Raw genomic sequence first — 19,948 nt, 5'->3', positions numbered from 1 at the left:
GAAGTTAGGTGATTCACCTAACTTCTTCCCTACTAGATTCCTAATGAAATATATTTTTCTTCTAAGTAATCTCTTATTCCTTGGTGCCCGCCTTCGCGTCCGTAGCCACTCTCTTTCATGCCGCCGAATGGGGCTTGGGCAACTCCTGGCATGGCGTCATTTAAGCCGATAATTCCAAAGTTTAATGCTTCAGATACACGAACTGCTCTTGAAATATCTTTTGTATATAGATAAGCTGCAAGCCCATATTCTGTATCGTTCGCTGCGTTAATTACTTCTTCGTCGCTTTCAAAAATAGTGATTGGAGCCACAGGACCGAACGTTTCTTCCTTCATAATTTGCATGTCTTCTGTCACGTCATCAAGAATAGTAGGTTCATAGAAATAACCAGATTCTTCCGAGACCTCGGCACCGCCACAGAGAACTTTTGCTCCTTTAGAAACTGCATCTTCTACATGTTCTTTTACTTTATCGAGACTAGAGCCACTTACTAATGGACCAATATCGACGCCTTCGCTTAAGCTGTTACCGACTTTTAATTGTTGCACTTTTTCTACAAATAATCTTGCGAAGTCGTCTTTTACGTTTTTGTGAACGTAAATTCTGTTTGCACAAACACAAGTCTGTCCGGCATTTCTAAATTTACTTGCAACCGCTCCTTCAGCTGCTTGCTCAAGATCTCCATCTTCAAAAACGATAAATGGGGCATGACCGCCAAGTTCTAAAGATAATTTTTTCAATTGCTTCGCTGATTGGACAACAAGGTCTTTTCCTACATCCGTCGAACCTGTAAAGGAAACTTTCTTTACGATCGGATTGTTAAAAATTTCGTCTGAAATCGATTTGGTCGAACCAGCTACAATATTAATTACTCCTTTTGGAAGGTCTGCCATTTCAGCTAACTTTGCAAATGCAAGTGCAGTTAATGGTGTCTGGCTAGCAGGTTTCACTACGCCTGTACATCCGGCTGCCATCGCTGGGCCTAACTTTCTTGTCATCATCGCTAATGGAAAATTCCAAGGCGTGATTGCTGCCACTACACCAATCGGTTGCTTGATCACGAATAATCGCTTGTTTTCTGCAGAGGCGGGAATGGTTTCACCGTAAATACGGCGGCCCTCTTCAGCAAACCATGTAAGATAGCTGGCCGCATAAGTGACTTCACCTTTTGCTTCATTAAAAGCTTTTCCCATTTCTGCACTCATGATCATTGCGAGTTCTTCGGTATGATCCAGCATTAAATCTCTTAACTTTAACATGTAGCAAGCTCTTTTTTCTGCTGTTAATTTAGACCATTTAGGGAACGCTTCATTTGCTGCATCAATTGCTTGCTTCGTTTCCAGCGCTCCTCCTTTAGGTACATGAGCTACCAATTCTTTTGTAGACGGACTGTAAATATCGAATTGGCCTCCTTCAACTGAAGTGACCCACTCTCCATTAATAAACAGACCGACATTTTCTACGTCGATTAATGGATTACTTTTTAATACTGACATGTTCTCTTCCTCCCTTTCACTTTACTATATTTTGAACTCTTCCTTCCTAGAAGCGGAATAGAGTGAAAATCGCACCATCTATTCGATGTATTACACCGTATGAATTCCTTTTCCAATTAAGGCATTAGCTGATTCCATTAATGCTTCCGATAAAGAAGGATGAGGCTGTACCATGTTTGCCAGTTCATCGACTGTGCCTTCCAGATACATAAAGGCAGAGGATTGGCTAATCATCTCCGTGACATGAGCACCGACCATGACAACACCGAGTATTTCGCCATATTTTTCATCTAGCAACACTTTTGAAAAACCGTCTGTTTCACCGGTGGCAAGTGCCATTCCATTTCCTCCGAAGTTAAATGTATGAACACGATAAGAGATTCCCTTTTCCTTTAATTCTGTTTCGGTCATTCCTACACTTGCGATTTGCGGGGTCGTATAAATGCAGCGCGGCATGACCGCATAATTCATTTTGACGGTCGGTGTTTCAAGGTTTGCCACTGCAGTTAAACCTTCACTACTTGCAACATGAGCAAGTTGTAGATTTCCAATGACATCTCCGACTGCAAAAATTCCCGTTTCACTCGTTTCTAAATATTCATTTACTTGAATGAAACGTCCGTTCATTGCCAAATTAAGTTCTGCTACAGCATCCGTATTCGGAGTACGACCTACTGCAATTAACAGATCCTCGGCTTTCACCACTACTTCTTTGCCATTTTTGTCGGTGACGTGAACCTCTTTCGTATTTTCCCCTTCGTGCACTGCTTTCACTTGATGTTTCAGTAATACATTAACACCTTTTTGTTTCAAACTTTTAAGTAATGCTTTAGACGCTGCTTCATCTTCTGTCGGGATAACACGTTCACCTAATTCAATGATCGTGACGTTTGTTCGCAAGCTGGAAAAAATATTCGCGAACTCAACACCAATTACTCCGCCCCCAACGATGACAAGGGATTCTGGTATATGGTCAATATCAAAAATCTTATCTGTTGTATGATAAGCTACCTTATCCAGTCCGGAAATCGGTGGGACAGCGGGACGGCTTCCAGTTGCCACGATAATTTTCTCTCCTGTCAGCTCTGTCTTCTCATCAACGATGACATGTTTACCAGGAATTACTTTCCCAAACCCTTCATATATATCAATTTTTCCAGCTTGAAGCAGACCTTTAATCCCACCTCGAAGTGTCTGAATGACGTTATCTTTTCTCGCCAGCATTTTTTCTAAATCAAATTCTAAAGAACTTGTTTCAATTCCCCAGTTTTGTGCTTTTTCTATCTGTTCTATAATTTCTGCATGTTTTAATAATGTCTTAGATGGAATACAGCCACGGTTTAGACAAGTTCCACCAAGAAAATCCGCTTCGACTAGGGCTGTTTTTTTCCCTTCTTTGGCAGCGCGAATGGCAGCAACATAGCCGCCAGGTCCACCACCAACAACGATTACATCATACGTAGTCATTTCGTTAACTCCTTATACCATTAATTTATATGGCTGTTCCAGAACATTTTTTAAATCCGTTAAAAATTGTGCAGCAGGTGCACCATCAATGATCCGGTGGTCAAATGATAAGCTGAGTGTCATCATCGAACGGGCCTCAACTTGACCATTTATAATTACTGGCTTTTCCTGTATGCGACCGACACCTAAAATAGCAGCATTTGGCTGATTAATAATCGGAGTGAATCCATCTACTGCAAACATTCCTAAATTACTAATCGTAAAGGTGCTGCCTTGCATTTCATCTGGTGTCAACATTCCATCACGAGCTTTTTTAGCAATTGTTTTTGCTTCTTTCGTTAATATTCCTAGTCCCTTCTGGTCGACATTGCGTAGAACTGGAACGACTAGACCGTCTGGTACAGCTACTGCAAAACCAATATGAATGTCTGAATGATAGACGATTTCTTTCTCATTTTCCAAAGAAATATTGATGTTCGGATTTTGTCTTAGTGAAAATGCAGTTGCCTTTACTATAATTTCGTTATAGGATACGCGAACTCCTTCCGCTTCTTCAATAATAGGAAGCAACTGTTTCCGAAGTTTGACACATTCAGTCATATCTATTTCAGAATGAAGCGTCACATGTGGTGCTGAATAATAACTATCGGAAATACGATCAGCAATCACTTTCCGTATTCCTTTAAAGGCAACTCTTTCATCAGCGGCAGCTACTTCTTTCGGACGATTCGCTGCAATAATATCGTCTTTGACTATTTTTCCATATGCGCCTGAACCGGTAATGGATGTTGTATCCACTTGTTGATCTACAGCCATTTTCTTTGCAAGCGGCGTAATTTTTTGCTTATTCTGTGCAATCGCATTTTCCACATCCACTTTTTGAATTCTCCCAAGTGGGCCTGATCCTGTGATCTCACGCAAATCAATATTATTTTCTGCAGCTAATCGGCGCGCAATCGGTGTACGTCTGATCTCGGTCGTGTCACTATCTCCCGCGCCGGTTGCTGTCACTTCGGCCGGTGTGTCTACTTTAGCATCTGGCGTCACTGCTTCCGTTTTGTCTACGGAAGAGGCATCATCTACTAAATCATCCACATTTTCCCCGGCTTCACCGATATAAGCAATCACCTGTTGGACAGGGATCGTATCCCCTGCCTCATACAATTTTTTAAGTAAAACACCGTCTGCTTCTGCTTCCACTTCCATCGTAATTTTGTCCGTTTGGATTTCCACAATCGGATCGCCTTCTTCGATTTCTTCACCGACATCAACTAACCAAGAGTCGATCGTCCCCTCTTCCATCGTTGCGCCTAGCTTTGGCATCACTACTTTTTCTGCCATGTTGACACCTCCTTACTTATTCATCACTGATTTAACTTTTGCAATAATATTTTCCACTTGTGGAACGGCGGCCTTTTCCAATTTCGGATTATAAGGAATTGGTGTTGCAACACCACCAAGACGGCTAACAGGTGCATCTAAAAAGTCAAACGCGTCACTTTCACCGATCATACTTGCAATTTCTGCTCCATACCCACCACGTTCAACTGCTTCATAGACAACTAATGCTCGATTTGTTTTCTTAATTGATTCGATAATTGTTTCTGTATCTAAAGGCACTAATGTCCGTGGGTCAATGACCTCAATACTAATTCCTTCTTTCTCCAACTCTTTCGCTGCTTCTAACGTCCGATGAACCATCACGCCAGTTGCGACAACAGTTAAATCTGTACCTTCTCGTTTTACTTCTGCAACACCTAATGGAATTTCATATTCCTCTTCTGGTACATCGCCTTTTGAATTGTAAAGTAATTTATGTTCGTAAAATAAAACAGGATTATTGTTATTAATCGCTGTTTTCATTAATCCTTTTGCATCATAAGCGTTGGAAGGTTGTACCACAATTAAACCAGGTACATGGGCCATCCATGCCTCTAAGCTTTGCGAGTGTTGTGCGGCAAAACCTGCACCAGAACCTCCTGGCAAGCGAATGACTGTCGGAACTTGAGCTTTCCCGCCAAACATATAACGCATTTTAGCTGCTTGGTTTACGATATTATCCATTGCGATCATGACAAAATCAGAAAACTGAATTTCTAAAATCGGGCGCATCCCCATCATTGCTGCACCCACCGCACATCCACTGATGGCCGCCTCTGAAATTGGTGTAATTCGGACACGTTCTGGACCAAATTCCTCGATCATCCCGTTCGTCACACCAAAAGCACCACCATAAATCCCAATATCTTCTCCTAAAATAAATACGTCGTCATCTGCACGCATTCGTTGACTCATCGCTTCTCTAATTGCATCTGCATATGTTATTTCTCTCACCATCATTCTCCCCTTTCCTTATGCATAAATGTCTGCCGTTAATGTATCTAAACTCGGTTCAGGACTTTCTTCAGCAAATTGAACAGCTTCCGCTAAGTCTTTTTCCATACGTTCTTCAAGTTCAGCAAATTTTTCTTCTGTTAACACATTCTCTTCGATTAACTGTAGTTTGAATCGTGCAATTGGATCACGATTTTTTCTCCAATCTTTTTCTTCGTCTCTCGAACGATATTTCCGTGCATCACTTCGAGAATGACCGCGCCAGCGATACGTTTCTGCTTCAATTAATGTCGGACCTTCTCCTTTTCGTGCTCGTGCTACCGCTTCTTCTGTCGTTTTTGCCACTTCAAGCACATCATTTCCATTGATTGTAACCCCTGGAATCCCGTACGCTTTGGCTCTTTCTGAAATATGTTCCACATTGACCATTTCTTTGATTGAACCGGACATACCATATAAATTGTTTTCACAGAAAAAGACCATTGGAAGATCCCATACAGATGCTAAGTTTAATGCTTCATGAAATGCTCCTTCATTCGTTGAACCATCTCCGAAAAAGCAGAGAACAACATAGCCTTCATTTTTCATTTTTGATGCAAGAGCAGCTCCTGTTCCGAGCGGAAGTCCCGCAGCAACAATCCCATTCGCTCCTAAGTTACCGACATTCAGATCAGCAATATGCATGGATCCGCCTTTTCCTTTACAGTAACCAGTTTCTTTTCCTAATAGTTCCGCCATCATTCCTTTTACTTCTGTACCTTTGGCAATACTATGGCCATGCCCACGGTGGTTACTCGTAATTTTATCTTCTCGGGTTAATGCAGCACAAGCCCCCACTGCTGTTGCTTCTTGTCCAATACATAAATGCATCGTGCCATGAATTTTTCCGTCTTGGAATAGCTTTTCAACAGTTTCTTCAAATCCACGAATTAACATCATGTCATATAACATGTTTATTTTTTGTTCAGATGTATAATTTGCCATGATAAAACCTCCTATAATTAACTTTTAAAAAACATTTACAAGTTAAACCTTTCTTAAATAAGCAGTTATGTCACTATAACTTTTACTTCCTAATCATTTTGCAATGGTGTTTCCACAAAATATGTTCTGTAAATGACCGCAAAGATGCGCACCTAACCTAAATTAAAGTGCACATTTTTAATTAAGCGTGATGCGCTATTTTATTCAAATCTATTTCCCTAATTCTTTGTTAGGAGGTTGTACGATTTCTAAAGTGATCCCATCTGGGTCAAGAAAATAGCATGTATACCCACCTTGATTTCTTCCTGCCTGAATCGAGACAGGTGGTGATTTAAATTCCACACCATTAGAAATTAAAAATTCATATGTTTCAAAAATATCATCGACTAGTAATGCTAAATGTGCAGCACCTACATTACATGTTTTTACATCTAATTTTTCACCTTTTGGTGCGTAATATTGATTTAATTCCAACACATGCCCAGATCTTCCGGCATCGTGTCCTGAGATTTTGAGCATGACTGCTTCTAAATCAGCATCCTCGTACCCGACGAATTTTCTTGTATATTCATTATTTTGTCGTTGGGAATGCACTACTTCAAAGTTTAATAGTTCCGTATAAAACTTTACTGTTCGGTTTATATCACTTACGGTGAAAGCTGTATGCCAGTGTCCAATAATCATGATGATATTCCTCCCTTGGGGCTACTTCTTTATTTCGACAATAGATTAGGCAAAAACAAACTTACTTGCGGTATAAATGTGACGATTAGTAGCACGATTAGTAATGTAGTGAATATAGGAATAAAATATTTGAGCGATTGCTCGAACCTTATTCGTGCAATATTAGATGCTATAAAGATATTCAATCCAAGTGGCGGAGTAATTAATCCTAAAGCTAAGTTCAAGCAGACGATGATTCCAAAATGAATAGGATCAATTCCTAAAGGTAAAACAATCGGAAGTAATAATGGAACAAATAATAAAATAGCTGCTACTGTTTCCATAAATGCCCCAACAATGAGCAAGAATATGTTGATTAATAATAAAATGATAATTGGATTCGTCGTAAAATCAGCAATTACTCCAGCAATATATTGTGGAATTTGTTTTAAAGCCAATACTTTTCCAAAAAACGATGCGGTGCTTACGAAAATCATAATCGTACCAGATACAGTTGTTGCCCGTAAAAACACATCAAGCAATTGGTTTAATTTAAATTCTTTATAAATAAATACACTTACAATTAAACTGTACACTACCGCAATTACTGCTGCTTCAGTTGGCGTTACAATCCCACCGTAAATACCACCTAAAATAATAACCGGTGCAAGAAGTGCCCATTTTGCCTCATTTAAGGATTTCCAAAAACTTATTTTCTCTCCAACGTTTTTCGCTCCACCGAAACCTTCTTTTTTAGAAATGATATAATTAATCACCACTAGTGCAGTTGCCATTAAGAGCCCTGGTATAAGACCAGCAATAAACATATCTCCAATAGACACACTCGCCATTACTCCATATAAGATAAAGGTAATACTTGGCGGGATGATTGGCCCTAAAGTACCTGCACTTGCAGCAATCGAAGCTGCATATGGTTTACTATATCCATTTTTAAGCATATAAGGTATGGTGATTGCACCAATACTTGCAACCGTTGCTGCACCAGAACCTGAAATTGCCGCGAATATCAAACTCGCTATAATCGTGATTAAACCTAGACTGCCTGTAATCGATCCGACAATGTTTTGTACAAAGTCGATAAGACGTCTTGCAATTCCACCTGTACTCATTATTTCACCTGCTAAAATAAAGAAGGGAATAGCTAAAAGTGGAAATGAATCACTAGATCCAAATGTCGTCTGAATAAGAAAGGATAGAGGAACGGCATCTTCAACTAAAACTACTGTTAATCCAGCAATTCCTAGCCCCATTGCAATCGGTATATTCAAAAAGAGGGTAATTAAAAATACACCAAATATAAGTAGTAATGTCATTGTCATGGTTTAATTACTCCTCCTTTACCAAATCATCATGAATTTCTTGAATCTCAATTTCTGGGTTTTTGATCGATTCTATAATTTGAAAGAATAGGCGTAGTGACATGAGAAAATATCCTAAAGGTATTCCAAAATAAACGAGCGACATAGGTAATTTCATCGCCGCTGATACAGATGTTGTCATACTCAATGCATATGTGACTCCCAAGTACGTAACGAAAAGAGAGAAAGCAAACCAAATAATTCTTCCAATAATATTTATATAAGGGCGTATTTTTTTAGGTACGAGTCCGTTCAATGCCTCCACTCTTATATGCGCTCTTTCCGTAACTGCATAGCTTGTGCTGATAAAAATGAACCAAATAAATAAATATCTCGATAACTCTTCTGACCAGGAAAGGGATGCATTAAAAACATAACGGAATATGACTCCGATAAACATAACAAAAGTCATCGTCAGTAATAATCCAAAACACATATAGCCTTCAATTGGTCTTCTTTTTTTATCGCTCACGGTTACCCCTCCTTTTTTAAATGTAAGTATTAATTGCCTAGAACGGGATCTAGACAATTAATACTATTTGAATTGAAAAGTTTAGTTTTCTAATTGTTCGATCGCTTTTTCATAGTTTTCTTTACCAACAGTATCGATATGTTTTTCAATTACTGGCTCTACTGCCTTTTTGAAAGCTTGACGTTGTTCATCAGTTAGTTCTACAACATTAACTCCTTCGTCTTTCATACCTTGTACAGCTTCCTCTTCGGCATTTACTGCTAATTCTCTTGCATACGTAACATATTCATTAACGGATTCTTCTAAGATTGTTTTTAATTCATCAGAAAGTCCATTGTAAAAATCGTTGTTGACCATCATAACATGCGGCAAGAAAACTTGATTTGTTACTGTCATGTTTTTACTTACTTCAAAGAAACGGTCGCCATAAATTAATGGTGTCGTTGTAGAAACTCCATCGATTGTACCTTGCTGAAGTCCTGTAAATACTTCACTATAAGCCATAGGTGTTGGGTTACCTCCCATTGCTGACATTGTATCTAAATGTAAATCTGCAGCGGAAGTTCTAATTTTAAGTCCTTTTAAATCCTCCGGCTTTTCTATTGATCTATCATTATTCAAAATTCCGTAGAATCCTAAGTCAATAAATCCTAACACTTGTACATTTGCTTTTTCTTCGATTTGTTCTTTAATGCCTTCACCATATTCACCATCTAATAATTCATAAGCATCTTCACGGCTATCAAAAAGCATTGGCATATCAAATAATTTAAGTGCATCTACACCTGTAGTATTTGCAGTACCATAAGCAGAAGAAGTTGACAATTCAATAGATCCACTTTTTAAAGATTCTACAATTTCTTCATCTGAAGTTACGAGTGTTCCACCGTTATAAATTTCAACTTGAAATTGTCCATCACTTTTCTCTTCAATGATTTCTTTAAACTTTACATATCCTTGATTAAGAAAATTCTTTTCATCTACTTGATTTGCCATTCTAATTGTTATTGTTTCTCCGTTTTTCGATGATGCTTCTCCTTCATCACCTTTTCCATTTCCTTCTTCATTTCCTCCACATGCTGCAAAAATTGCTAACGACATAATAAATAGCAGGGTGATCCCCATACGCTTTAATCCTTTATTCATTTTGTTTCCTCCTCGTTGTCTGTTAAAGTATGAATATTTTAAATATTGCTTCGTGACTGCGCCCCATCAACCGTGACACATGCCCCAGCGATCCAAGATGCTTTGTCTGAAGCAAGAAAAACGACCGCTTGAGCTATTTCCTCTGGTGTTCCAAATCGACCAGCTGGAATTTCATTTTCTATAAATTTATTTATCATTTCTGGATTTTCGTTCATTCGCCTATGCCAAACCCCGGCTTCATGATAGACACTTCCAGGTGCAATGCTATTAACATTAACCCCTTTTTTCACCACTTCATTTGCTAATGACTTTGTAAAACTTATGAGTGCAGCTTTAGCATTGTTGTATGTGACGAGCCCGCCACTTTCTCTTCCATAAATAGAAGCTATATTGACGATATTTCCAGAGCCTTGTTTTACCATTTCACTCACTGCTAGCTGACAAAGATGGACTGCTGAAAAGTAATTGTATTCAAATGATTCATAAAAGGCTTCTAACTCAGTATTTAAGACAGTACTTCCACTGCTTCCACCTGCATTATTTACTAAAACATCGATCGATTCATTATCCCTTAAAAATTGCTCCATCAGGTTTTCACGATCTTGTTTATTCGTAACGTCTGCTTGATAAATATCAATATCTCCTAGCTCTTGCTTTACATCTTCTAACATAGCTAGTGTTCGTCCAACAATGGAAACTTTCGCACCTTCATCGACAAATTGTTTTGCAATTGCCTTCCCAATCCCTCTAGAGCCACCAGTGATCAAAATATGTTTATCTTTTAATCCTAAATCCATACTCCCCCTCCTTTATTAACTTATTTGTTTTTTTTAGCAATCAGTTCTCCACCAATGCTAAATAGATCTTTCTTTAGTTCGATGAGCTCAATTCTCACATCGTTTTTCGAAACATTCAGTGAATCACAAACAGCTTCGGTTATATTGGAAACCAGTTTATTTTTAGTTTCAATATCTCTTCCCTCAATTAATTTGAGTTGAATGTATGGCAACGTATTCACTCCCTTCCATAAAATAAGCTAGTTATCTTCCTAAAAATCCACCATCTACTGGTAACAGTGCACCTGATACAAAATCAGAAAGGTCAGAAGCTAAAAATTTAATCATGCCACCGATTTCCTTTGGTTCCCCAAAACGTCCTGCCGGTACACGGCTAATCAAATCTTGATAACGCGCTTCATCCGTTAAAATATGTGTGTTTAATTCGGTATTGTAATAACCCGGTGCAATCGCATTTACATTAATACCGTCTTTTGCCCATTCATTAGATAATGACTTTGTAAGTTGTGCAACTGCCCCTTTACTTGCAGAATAAGCAGTTGCATTGAAACCACCTTGTACCGCTAATACAGATGCGATATTAATAATTTTTCCTTTTTGGTTCTGTTTCATCTTTGCTGCAGCGAGTCGTGCTAGTTCAAAAACCGCTACAACATTCACATCTAAAACCCGTTTAAAGTCAGAAAGTGATAATTCTTCAGCTGGCAGTGGCTTATGAATTCCAGCATTATTGACTAAAATGTCGATGTCTCCATCTAATTTTTCTAATGCTGCACCAAAGTAATTCGTAATTTTTTCTACTTGTGACAAATCAGCTTGTACACCATGAACGTCATACCCTTTTTCCTTAAATGATTCGATGACCTCAGGTAGTTTAGGAGAAATGTCTAGAATACAAACTGTCACCCCTTCTTCACAAAGTGCTTCTGCCATTGCAAAACCAAGCCCTTGTGTAGCACCTGTCACGATTGCTTTTTTCGAACGTAAATCATTCATGATTTCACCTCGTAATTTTATTATTTTTCCATCAATTCGATTAGATAACCATCTGGATCTTTCATATATACTGCTTTAGCTCCTTTATGATTTCCGGCCGTAATCGTTACTACTTTTTCAGACTTAAATTGAACTCCCTTTTCAGACAATTCATTGAACATGGCACCTAAGTTGGTTACTTGCAAGCAAATATGCCCTGTTCCGTGGTCACACGATCTCGCTTCCCCTGGATAGGTATCGACCCCGATATATTCAAGGAGTTCAATCACAGTGCCGTCCGGCGCTTCCACAAATGCTATTTCTATTTTTTCAAGCCCAGGGATTCGGACAATTTCATGAATATAATCTGAATCATTCGTCTGGTTTTTAATAACTTTAAAATCAAGTAATCCCGTATAAAATTTCAAAGATTTTTGGAGATCCTTAACAGTAATTCCACTATGAATAAACCCAACAACCTTCCATTCGCTCACTTGAACTTCTCCCCCTTTCATTTACCCTTTTCATTTCTATGTGTTTTAGCAGATATACAAATTTAACTTTTTATGAAATCCCGTCTTGCAAGTGCTTTCAATTTCAATTAATTAAATGACTAACCCGCCATTCACACCGATAATTTGTCCGGTAATAAAGTTGGAACCTTGTGAGGCAAGGAATAAAACAGTTTCCGCAACATCTTCTGGCATCCCGATTCTCCCAAGTGGAAAGGCTTCTACATTAAAGTCCACGTTTTGAATCATATTAGACTGAATTGGGCCAGGAGCAATTGCATTCACATAGACATTATGTTTGGCACCTGCTTTGGCTAATCTTTTCGTGTAAGCAATTACTCCACCTTTTGAAGCTGCATAATGCAGTCCAGCCAGATCTCCACCAGTTTGTCCTGCATTAGAGGCTAGACAAATAATTTTTCCGGATTGTTGTTTTTTCATTACTTGAAACGCTTTACTTGTTACTAAAAAAGTTCCTGTTAAATTGATATCGATCATTCTTTTCCAATTATCTAACGTTAAATCGTTTTCATGTGTTGTTTCATAAATGCCAGCACAATGAACAACAATATCCAGTCGCCCAAATTTTGCGACACTTTCGGCAATTAAATTTTCAACATCCGCTTCATCCGTAATATTACAATCGACTGTTAGTAAGTCACCTGTAGAAACTTTTTCATGAAGTGCTTCTGTACCGTGGTAATCTGTAGCAACTACTTTAGCCCCTTCACGAAGAAATGTTTTCACTGAAGAAAGCCCAATTCCACCCAGTGCACCCGACACTAAAGCAACTTTCCCCTTTAAATCTGGCTTTGAACTTATCGTAGACATGTTTATATGCTCCTTTTATGTAATAAATCAATCTCTTCACATGAAAATAAGATGACGTTTACATATAGAATTTTATGAATTATTACTTGGGTTCATATTGTGAACCGTTAGTTCTCTTTTTGATGAAATTAAATATACTGTAAAAAAATAAATCCGTCAAGATGGATTTGTGTCTTTTTTTGTCGAGTTATTGGTAAAAATGTTGAAAGTATTGGTTTTTTCATAGGTGAATTTTTTTGGAAAAATTTTTTTGGAGTGGATTTATGGATGAAAAGAAACAATCTAATACTTGATATATTCTTGTAAAAAGTATACGTTGGTTATAAAAACAAGTACTTGTTTTATGAAATTTATGGAAATATAAGGGGATTAAACATATGAATCAAAAGAAAAATCCTAATACAGTCGCAGTAATTGAAAAAGCACTGACCGTTATCACTTTCCTAGAAAGAACCAAAGAGGGTGTAGGATTAACAGAAATTGCAAGACAAACTAACATAAATAAAACTACTTGTTACCGAATTTTACAGACATTGATGCTAGATAATATCGTAGAATACGGTAGTGTAGAAGGTACATATCGACTTGGCTTTCGATTATTAGAACTCGGAAACATCGTCAAACGCCGCATCGACGTTAGAGAAATTGCCTTACCTTATTTAAAAGAGTTGACGAATAACACTGATGACACCACATATTTATGTATTTTAAATAATGATGCTTCTTTATGCGTCGAACGAATCGAAGGTATCTATGTTCAAGTTTTATTGTTAAACATTGGAGACGTGTGGCCTCTCTATGTTGGAGCTGCACCAAGAGCGATGCTAGCCTTTCTTGATGACAAAAAAATCGACGAAATCCTAGCAACTCCTGATGAAAAAAATATCACTGTTCACTCAGAAATAAAGCATAATGATTATTGGAGCCTCATTAAAGATATTAGGAAAAAAGGATACTCAGTCAGTTATGAGGACGTTATAAAAGGGGTATCAAGTATCGGAGCACCAATATTTGACCATAAAGGAAGGATTACTGCATCTGTCAGTATTAGTACGACTTCACAGAAACTCCCCCCAAGTAAAGAAACAAAAATTGCCGAACAAGTCCTTCATACCGCAAACCAGATTTCTAAATCACTCGGTTGGCAAGGTGACAAAAAGTAATGGTAAGCAAAATATGAAATGTAATAGGGCTGTTTGAGGAATGAATAGTGAGATAGTGGATGCCTACGGGAAAGGCTGAGTTGAATTTGTAGCTAAGTTGTTTACGCTTTATCTGAGTAATTCTATAGTGTAACTGATGGATTTTGGTTTAGATAATTGATTCTTTGCAATCACGTGACAGATGAAGTGTCGCTAATAGAGCAGTATACTCATGCATATTTTCCCTATCTAAAAAAGAGGGCTGTCACAGAAATTCAGTTTTCACTGACTTTCTGGACAGCCCCTTCTGTTATTATTTTGGCTATTTTTGGCGACCTTACTACGGCTTGCTCAACTGCTGACGCGATTGCGCGACCTTCACCTTGAATTGCGCAACTTCTGATATGATCGCGCGACTTTAACCTTGAATTGCGCAACTTCTGATGCGATCGCGCGACTTTTACCTTGAATTGCGCAACTTCTGATGCGATCGCGCGACTTTAACCTTGAATTGCGCAACTTCTGATGCGATTGCGCGACTTTTACCTTGAATTGCGCAACTTCTTACGCGATCGCGCGACTTTTACCTTGAATGGCGCAACTTCTGATGCGATCGCGCGACTTTTACCTTGATTGCTCAACTTCAAACAAAAATCCATTTCTGTGTGCCTTCTCGTTGTAAATAAGTTAGAATTTTGCAGAATCCTTGTCACAACAAGCCTTGAGCTAATCTTCAAAAACCCCCTACATTGTTTATTTGTTATGGTATCTCAAATCAATAGGCAATAATCCTTTGTTTTTCTTATTTTATATATAAAAGACCCTCACCTCTCATTTAGGTAAGGACCTTCTAAATCATTCTTCTACTTTCTGTTGTCCACTTGGCAATTCCTCATGCAAAGATGAGGATGGACCGGCTGCTAACATATAGCTGTCGCCTGGAACGCCAATGATGTTGCGCACGTCTTTAGCTGCTGAGATCAGTGCGTTAAGATTCGTTCCAGTTTTGATGCCCATTTCTTCCAGCATATGAGCGAGATCTTCGGTCGATACGTTTCCGGTCGCGCCCGGAGCATAAGGACAACCACCGAGCCCCGCGATGGAGCTGTCGTACAATGTTACTCCTTGTTGCAATGCTGCTAATGTATTGGCAAGTGCCATTCCACGGGTGTTGTGAAAATGCATCGAATAATCGATGTGTGGAAATTCTGCTTGCAGAACGCCTAACACATCATATACTTGCTTTGGTTGGGCCATTCCTGTTGTATCGGCGAGAGAAATTTCTCGAACTCCTGCTGCCTCATAACGACGAACGATTTCGATTAAGCGCTCAGTCGGAACAATTCCCTCAAACGAGCAACCGAATGCAACAGAGATGGAGCCCATGACAGCAATGTTTTCCTTTGCTGCAAATTCAAAGATAGGACTCTGTTTATCTTGTGCGTCTGCTACAGTCGCATTCGCATTAGATAGACTGTGAGAATCAGTCGCTGATAGCATTGTTTTTAATTTGCGGACGCCAGCGCCGACTGCTCTTTCTGCTCCACGTAAATTAGGTACGAGCGCGCGTACATCTACCCCCTCAAGCTCGTCGATCACTGTGCGTACTACTTCTTCTGCATCTTTCAGTTGCGGAATCGCCCGTGGATGCACGAAAGATGTGATCTCAAGTGATGAAATTCCTGTCCGTGCTAATTTACGAATGATCTTCACTTTATCTTCTGTAGGAATAAACTCTTGAATCGATTGAAAGCCATCCCGTGGTGCAACTTCACATATGGTTACTTGTTCCGGTAAGGCTAAAATATTTACCACTTAAATCACTCCTTGTTCTTTGAGTGCATTAATTTCTTCTTCTGTAAGGCCGAGTGCTTCGCTTAAAATTTCATTATTATGTTCACCTAGTTCAGGTGCACGGTGGCGAATAGCTCCTGGAGTTTTAGAAAACTTCGGCACAATACCTGGCACTTTCACTTTACCTAGACGAGGATGTTCTACTTCAACAATATTTTCACGTGCTTTATATTGTGGATCATTGAAGATATCTTCAATGGTGTAAATCGGGCTAACAGGTACACCGTCTGCATCTAATTTTTCCGTTAATTCTTTTTGTGTAAATTGTTTGATCCAGTCAGAAACGATTTTTTGAACGTCATCATTATGTTTTAGACGGACCGCATTTGTATAATAACGATCATCTTCTAACATATCTTCGCGCCCCATTGATTTGGCAAGACGGTCGAATGTTGAATCTGTACTACAAACTAGGACAACGAATTTTCCATCTTTTGTTTCATATGTTCCTGCAGGACTTGAATGACCGGAGAGTCCTGGTGTCCGCTCGCGAACCATTTTATTTTGGTCATATTCTGCGATGAGAAACTCTAGCATCCGGAAAATAGATTCATAGAGTCCCATTTCAACTACTTGACCTTCTCCCTCTTCCCCAGTGTCACGATGATAAAGCGCAGTAACAGCTGCAAATGCTACATATACTCCTGTAATATAATCAAGCAATGAGTAAGAAGGACTTACTGGAGGACGATCTGGATATCCTTGAAGTGCAGTGTGTCCACTAAACGCCGTACCAGGTGTCCCAAATCCTGCTTTATGTTTATATGGACCAGTCTGACCATAACCAGATACTCGAACCATTACAAGCTCTGGATTTTCTTTCTTTAATTCCTCATATCCCAAATCCCATTTTTCCAATGTTCCTGGACGGAAGTTTTCAATTAATATATCCGATTGGGCTATTAATTTTTTAAAAATCTTTTTTCCTTCGTCTGTACGAATATCTAAAGTAAGGGATTTTTTATTTCGAGCAAGCCCTGGCCAACGAAGTGCCTCGTCTCCTTTCCAAGGCCCAACTGTCCGAAGGGTATCTCCTTTATTTGGTAATTCTATTTTAATCACTTCTGCTCCAAAATCCGCTAACAACGTCGCTCCAAATGGCGCTGCAATCATCGTTGAAATATCAAGAATCTTTATACCGGTTAACGGACCGAATTTCTTAGCTGTCATTCTAACCCCTACCTCCATCAATATATTAGAAAGCTTGACTCATTGCTAAAGTAACATGCCCCTTTCATAGGGGAAAACCGACGTTAGGCGCAAAGCCTATTCTTAGTCGGCCCTCCTCAGAGCCATGCTGGCGCAAGACAGTCGGTTATGTTGTCCTTATGCTCTTGAGTCAAGCCTTTTTTTAAGTTTTTGTGAATACTTATCCAAATGTACTTTCGTAAATTATGGATCGATCTAAACGTTACGAGGGAAGAGACTGTACTCTTCTTACAGTAACCCCTTCCTTATTAGAAAACTTGGCTTATCGCTAAGATAAACATTCCCTTTCATAGGAGATGCCGACGTTAGGCGCAAAGCCTTAGTTGCACTTATGCAGTAAGAAAGGATTTATACTTTCTTATCCGCCCATGGGTGCTCTACACCTAATTTACAACGAATAACCCATATTATTAGAAATCTCCAACGCGCTTGCTACTAAAATCGTTTTCAATTCTGCAACTTTACTTGGATTAAAACGCTGTGCTGGCCCGGAAACAGAAAGTGCTGCGACTACTTCCCCGTGAATATTAAAGATAGGAGCAGCTGCAGCCGAAGTTCCAGTTTCTCTTTCTTCAATACTTTCCGCATATTTTTCAAGCGTAATCATATTCAATTCGGAAAATAAGGCAGTTTTGCTTTTTACCATTACTTGCTTTTCCATAATTTCTTCAATAAATTCCTTCGATTCATATGCAAGTAAAACTTTCCCACTTGCTCCTACAGTTAAAGGTAACTTCTGTCCAATTTGGATCATATGTTTTACTGATTGCAAGCTCTCAAATTGTTGAATACAGACACGGTTTTCTCCTTCAAGCACATAAAGATTTACCGTTTCTTTTAACTGATCCCGCAAGCGAATCATCGTTCCTTTGGCAACTTCTTTTAATTCAATTGAACGTCCAGCTGCATGTCCCAAAAAATATAGGCTTCTGCCTAGTCGATACTTTCCTGATGTTGCCTCTTTTTCTACAAACTTATTTTCTTCCAATGTCGCTAATAATCTTGTTGTCGTCGATTTAGCGAGTCCTGTTTCATTTGATATTTCTGTCAATGTTAATTCTGCTCTCTCTTCACTAAAACTGTGAAGAATATCGATCGCTCGTTGTACCGAACGAATAACTTGCGGATTATTTTCCATTATCGACAGTTCTCCCTTTTAGTTTTCCAGTAATGGAACTCGATTCTGTACAATAGAATTATAACTTTAGTTTAAAACAATTCATTTAAATTATCAAATTTTTTTATTCCTTATACTTGTTGGACTGTAATAAATAGTATTCAACCTTAAAATCACAGTATTAATTGTAATAATCACCATATCTTCTATTTAAATTTATGAGAATACAACAAAATTTATTTATTTTAGAAATTTCGGATGACAGCTAGTTTTTTTTATGATAGAATGCTTTTATCCTTAAATTCCATTTGGGGATATAGAGTTCCATTAGATGGAATTTTTAATATCGTAAAGGTAACCGTTTTCAACCATAAATTATAAAAGGTGGTGAATTTTCCAGTAGTTAATTCTTATCATTATACAAATAAATGAATTATAATAAATAGAAAGGTAGAGTGAGAAATGAATAAATTTTTCCGTAGGATTGGAATATTACTTAGTTTAGTAGCTATATTCGCTTTAGCAGCTTGTGGCGGAGGAGATAAAAGTACGGATGAAGCTAGCGCAACAAAAGATAATGATGCAGCATCTTCATTCCCAGAGAAAGATATCAATGGTGTAATTCAGTGGGGTGAAGGTGGAGCAACAGATATTATTTCAAGAACTCTCGCTTCCATTGCTGAAGATGAGATTGGTGCTTCCTTAATTATGCAAAATAAAACTGGAGCAAGTGGTGCAATCGGTGCACAATATGTGTATGATCAGCCAGCAGACGGATATACATTATTATTCGGTGCTGAAAACCCTAACCTTTATCAACTTCTAGAGATTTCTGAAAGGGATTACGTAAATGACTTTGTACCAGTTTCTATTATTGGACAAAGTTATGCTGGAATTGTTGTAAATAAAGATTCCGAGTTTGATACGCTTGAAGATTTAGTAGATTATGCGAGTGAGAATCCCGGTAAACTATTAATGGGTACTTCAGGTGAGGGTGGCCTGCCACATGTTGCAAGTGCAATGTTAAAGAGCGAGCTGGATACTGCGTTTAATCTGATCCCTTATGATGGCGATGGTCCTCTCTCTGTTGCATTACTTGGAGATGAAATTGATGTAACCGTTCTTGCAGTCTCTGCAGCACAAGAGTATGTCGATTCAGGCGATTTTAAAATGCTAGCTGTTCTAAATGATAGTTCATTAGACTCTATACCGGATGTACCGCCGATTACGGATATTTATCCTCAGTTCGAACAATATTTACCATGGGGACCTTTCCAAGGTATTTTCGCACATAAAGATACACCAGAAGACGTCGTTCAAAAATTAAGTGATGCATTTAAAGCTGCACAAGAAGACGAAGAATTCATTGAAAAGCTTACAAGCCTTGGCGTTGATCCGGTGAACTTACATGGAGAAGAAGCTGAAGAGTTTGTAAAAGCGAACCAGTCAACTTCAACTTGGATGCTTTATGACGCAGGCGAAACAGATATTTCTCCAGAAGAACTAGGTATTCCTAAAGTAGGCGAATAAAGAATTGTTGCGCTCTTATCTATAAGAGTGCAACAATTAA

The 19,948-nt window shown here is 38.6% G+C and carries 19 protein-coding genes; 2 read left to right on the top strand and 17 right to left on the bottom strand.

The genetic code is table 11. The annotated features are described in order from the left end of the window. Positions 1–32 precede the first annotated feature (32 nt). The 14 genes from SPD48_RS18425 to SPD48_RS18360 all read right to left on the bottom strand — a co-directional run bounded on the left by SPD48_RS18425 (position 33) and on the right by SPD48_RS18360 (position 13,056). Positions 33–1,448, bottom strand: coding sequence for an NAD-dependent succinate-semialdehyde dehydrogenase (locus SPD48_RS18425; RefSeq protein ID WP_336259607.1), 1,416 nt, complete (start codon positions 1,446–1,448; stop codon positions 33–35). A gap of 138 nt (positions 1,449–1,586) precedes the next feature. Beyond that, positions 1,587–2,963, bottom strand: coding sequence for a dihydrolipoyl dehydrogenase (gene lpdA / locus SPD48_RS18420; protein WP_336259605.1), 1,377 nt, complete (start codon positions 2,961–2,963; stop codon positions 1,587–1,589). 12 nt (positions 2,964–2,975) lie between these two features. Next, positions 2,976–4,304: a dihydrolipoamide acetyltransferase family protein gene (locus SPD48_RS18415; protein WP_336259604.1), complete on the bottom strand. Its 1,329-nt coding sequence runs from the start codon at positions 4,302–4,304 to the stop codon at positions 2,976–2,978. 12 nt (positions 4,305–4,316) lie between these two features. Beyond that, a complete protein-coding gene (locus SPD48_RS18410; RefSeq protein WP_336259603.1) occupies positions 4,317–5,297 on the bottom strand; it encodes an alpha-ketoacid dehydrogenase subunit beta in 981 nt (326 codons plus the stop codon). 18 nt (positions 5,298–5,315) lie between these two features. Continuing rightward, positions 5,316–6,281: a thiamine pyrophosphate-dependent dehydrogenase E1 component subunit alpha gene (locus SPD48_RS18405; RefSeq protein WP_336259602.1), complete on the bottom strand. Its 966-nt coding sequence runs from the start codon at positions 6,279–6,281 to the stop codon at positions 5,316–5,318. Between the two features lie 210 nt (positions 6,282–6,491). Then, the gene (locus tag SPD48_RS18400; protein ID WP_336259601.1) at positions 6,492–6,965 is read right to left on the bottom strand and encodes a VOC family protein; all 474 of its coding nucleotides are present in this window, start codon (positions 6,963–6,965) and stop codon (positions 6,492–6,494) included. A gap of 29 nt (positions 6,966–6,994) precedes the next feature. Then, the gene (locus SPD48_RS18395) at positions 6,995–8,284 is read right to left on the bottom strand and encodes a TRAP transporter large permease (RefSeq protein WP_336259600.1); all 1,290 of its coding nucleotides are present in this window, start codon (positions 8,282–8,284) and stop codon (positions 6,995–6,997) included. Between the two features lie 7 nt (positions 8,285–8,291). Beyond that, a complete protein-coding gene (locus SPD48_RS18390; RefSeq protein WP_336259599.1) occupies positions 8,292–8,795 on the bottom strand; it encodes a TRAP transporter small permease in 504 nt (167 codons plus the stop codon). An 81-nt stretch (positions 8,796–8,876) separates the two neighbouring features. Further along, positions 8,877–9,941, bottom strand: a complete 1,065-nt coding sequence (locus tag SPD48_RS18385) for a TRAP transporter substrate-binding protein (protein WP_336259598.1) — start codon at positions 9,939–9,941, stop codon at positions 8,877–8,879. Between the two features lie 38 nt (positions 9,942–9,979). Beyond that, positions 9,980–10,738, bottom strand: a complete 759-nt coding sequence (locus SPD48_RS18380) for an SDR family NAD(P)-dependent oxidoreductase (protein WP_336259597.1) — start codon at positions 10,736–10,738, stop codon at positions 9,980–9,982. A gap of 20 nt (positions 10,739–10,758) precedes the next feature. Further along, a complete protein-coding gene (locus SPD48_RS18375; protein ID WP_336259596.1) occupies positions 10,759–10,950 on the bottom strand; it encodes a tautomerase family protein in 192 nt (63 codons plus the stop codon). A gap of 31 nt (positions 10,951–10,981) precedes the next feature. Further along, complete coding sequence (locus tag SPD48_RS18370; protein WP_336259595.1) at positions 10,982–11,734, bottom strand: SDR family NAD(P)-dependent oxidoreductase; 753 nt, start codon at positions 11,732–11,734, stop codon at positions 10,982–10,984. A gap of 20 nt (positions 11,735–11,754) precedes the next feature. Further along, positions 11,755–12,207: a VOC family protein gene (locus SPD48_RS18365; RefSeq protein WP_336259594.1), complete on the bottom strand. Its 453-nt coding sequence runs from the start codon at positions 12,205–12,207 to the stop codon at positions 11,755–11,757. A 111-nt stretch (positions 12,208–12,318) separates the two neighbouring features. Continuing rightward, complete coding sequence (locus SPD48_RS18360; protein WP_336259593.1) at positions 12,319–13,056, bottom strand: SDR family NAD(P)-dependent oxidoreductase; 738 nt, start codon at positions 13,054–13,056, stop codon at positions 12,319–12,321. A 377-nt stretch (positions 13,057–13,433) separates the two neighbouring features. Between SPD48_RS18360 and SPD48_RS18355 the strand changes: the two genes are divergently transcribed. Then, positions 13,434–14,219, top strand: coding sequence for an IclR family transcriptional regulator (locus tag SPD48_RS18355; RefSeq protein WP_336259592.1), 786 nt, complete (start codon positions 13,434–13,436; stop codon positions 14,217–14,219). 834 nt (positions 14,220–15,053) lie between these two features. On the opposite strand, the gene SPD48_RS18350 is transcribed toward SPD48_RS18355, so the two are convergent. From SPD48_RS18350 to SPD48_RS18340, 3 genes are all read right to left on the bottom strand, one after another. Beyond that, entirely contained in the window at positions 15,054–16,013 is a 960-nt protein-coding gene (locus SPD48_RS18350; protein WP_336259591.1) for a hydroxymethylglutaryl-CoA lyase, read from the bottom strand. Further along, positions 16,014–17,222 carry a CaiB/BaiF CoA transferase family protein gene (locus tag SPD48_RS18345; protein WP_336259590.1) on the bottom strand — a complete coding sequence of 403 codons (1,209 nt, stop codon included), beginning with the start codon at positions 17,220–17,222 and terminating at the stop codon, positions 16,014–16,016. It lies immediately after the preceding gene. A gap of 427 nt (positions 17,223–17,649) precedes the next feature. After that, complete coding sequence (locus tag SPD48_RS18340; RefSeq protein ID WP_336259589.1) at positions 17,650–18,399, bottom strand: IclR family transcriptional regulator; 750 nt, start codon at positions 18,397–18,399, stop codon at positions 17,650–17,652. Positions 18,400–18,840: 441 nt separating this feature from the next. On the opposite strand from SPD48_RS18340, the gene SPD48_RS18335 reads away from it, so the two are divergent. Then, a complete protein-coding gene (locus SPD48_RS18335) occupies positions 18,841–19,908 on the top strand; it encodes a Bug family tripartite tricarboxylate transporter substrate binding protein (protein ID WP_336259588.1) in 1,068 nt (355 codons plus the stop codon). The last annotated feature ends 40 nt before the right edge of the window (positions 19,909–19,948 follow it).

The organism is Pseudogracilibacillus sp. SE30717A, assembly GCF_037071985.1.
Lineage (GTDB): Bacteria > Bacillota > Bacilli > Bacillales > Amphibacillaceae > Pseudogracilibacillus.
Note: the sequence above shows the minus strand (reverse complement) of the source record. Positions and strands in the feature narration are given on the sequence as shown.

Excerpts from the sequence above, each read along its gene's own strand:
- lpdA (WP_336259605.1), bottom strand. The coding sequence starts at position 2,963 with ATGACTACGTATGATGTAATCGTTGTTGGTGGTGGACCTGGCGGCTAT.
- SPD48_RS18415 (WP_336259604.1), bottom strand. The coding sequence starts at position 4,304 with ATGGCAGAAAAAGTAGTGATGCCAAAGCTAGGCGCAACGATGGAAGAG.
- SPD48_RS18405 (WP_336259602.1), bottom strand. The coding sequence starts at position 6,281 with ATGGCAAATTATACATCTGAACAAAAAATAAACATGTTATATGACATG.
- SPD48_RS18400 (WP_336259601.1), bottom strand. The coding sequence starts at position 6,965 with ATGATTATTGGACACTGGCATACAGCTTTCACCGTAAGTGATATAAAC.
- SPD48_RS18395 (WP_336259600.1), bottom strand. The coding sequence starts at position 8,284 with ATGACAATGACATTACTACTTATATTTGGTGTATTTTTAATTACCCTC.
- SPD48_RS18385 (WP_336259598.1), bottom strand. The coding sequence starts at position 9,941 with ATGAATAAAGGATTAAAGCGTATGGGGATCACCCTGCTATTTATTATG.
- SPD48_RS18380 (WP_336259597.1), bottom strand. The coding sequence starts at position 10,738 with ATGGATTTAGGATTAAAAGATAAACATATTTTGATCACTGGTGGCTCT.
- SPD48_RS18370 (WP_336259595.1), bottom strand. The coding sequence starts at position 11,734 with ATGAATGATTTACGTTCGAAAAAAGCAATCGTGACAGGTGCTACACAA.
- SPD48_RS18360 (WP_336259593.1), bottom strand. The coding sequence starts at position 13,056 with ATGTCTACGATAAGTTCAAAGCCAGATTTAAAGGGGAAAGTTGCTTTA.
- SPD48_RS18355 (WP_336259592.1), top strand. The coding sequence starts at position 13,434 with ATGAATCAAAAGAAAAATCCTAATACAGTCGCAGTAATTGAAAAAGCA.
- SPD48_RS18345 (WP_336259590.1), bottom strand. The coding sequence starts at position 17,222 with ATGACAGCTAAGAAATTCGGTCCGTTAACCGGTATAAAGATTCTTGAT.
- SPD48_RS18340 (WP_336259589.1), bottom strand. The coding sequence starts at position 18,399 with ATGGAAAATAATCCGCAAGTTATTCGTTCGGTACAACGAGCGATCGAT.
- SPD48_RS18335 (WP_336259588.1), top strand. The coding sequence starts at position 18,841 with ATGAATAAATTTTTCCGTAGGATTGGAATATTACTTAGTTTAGTAGCT.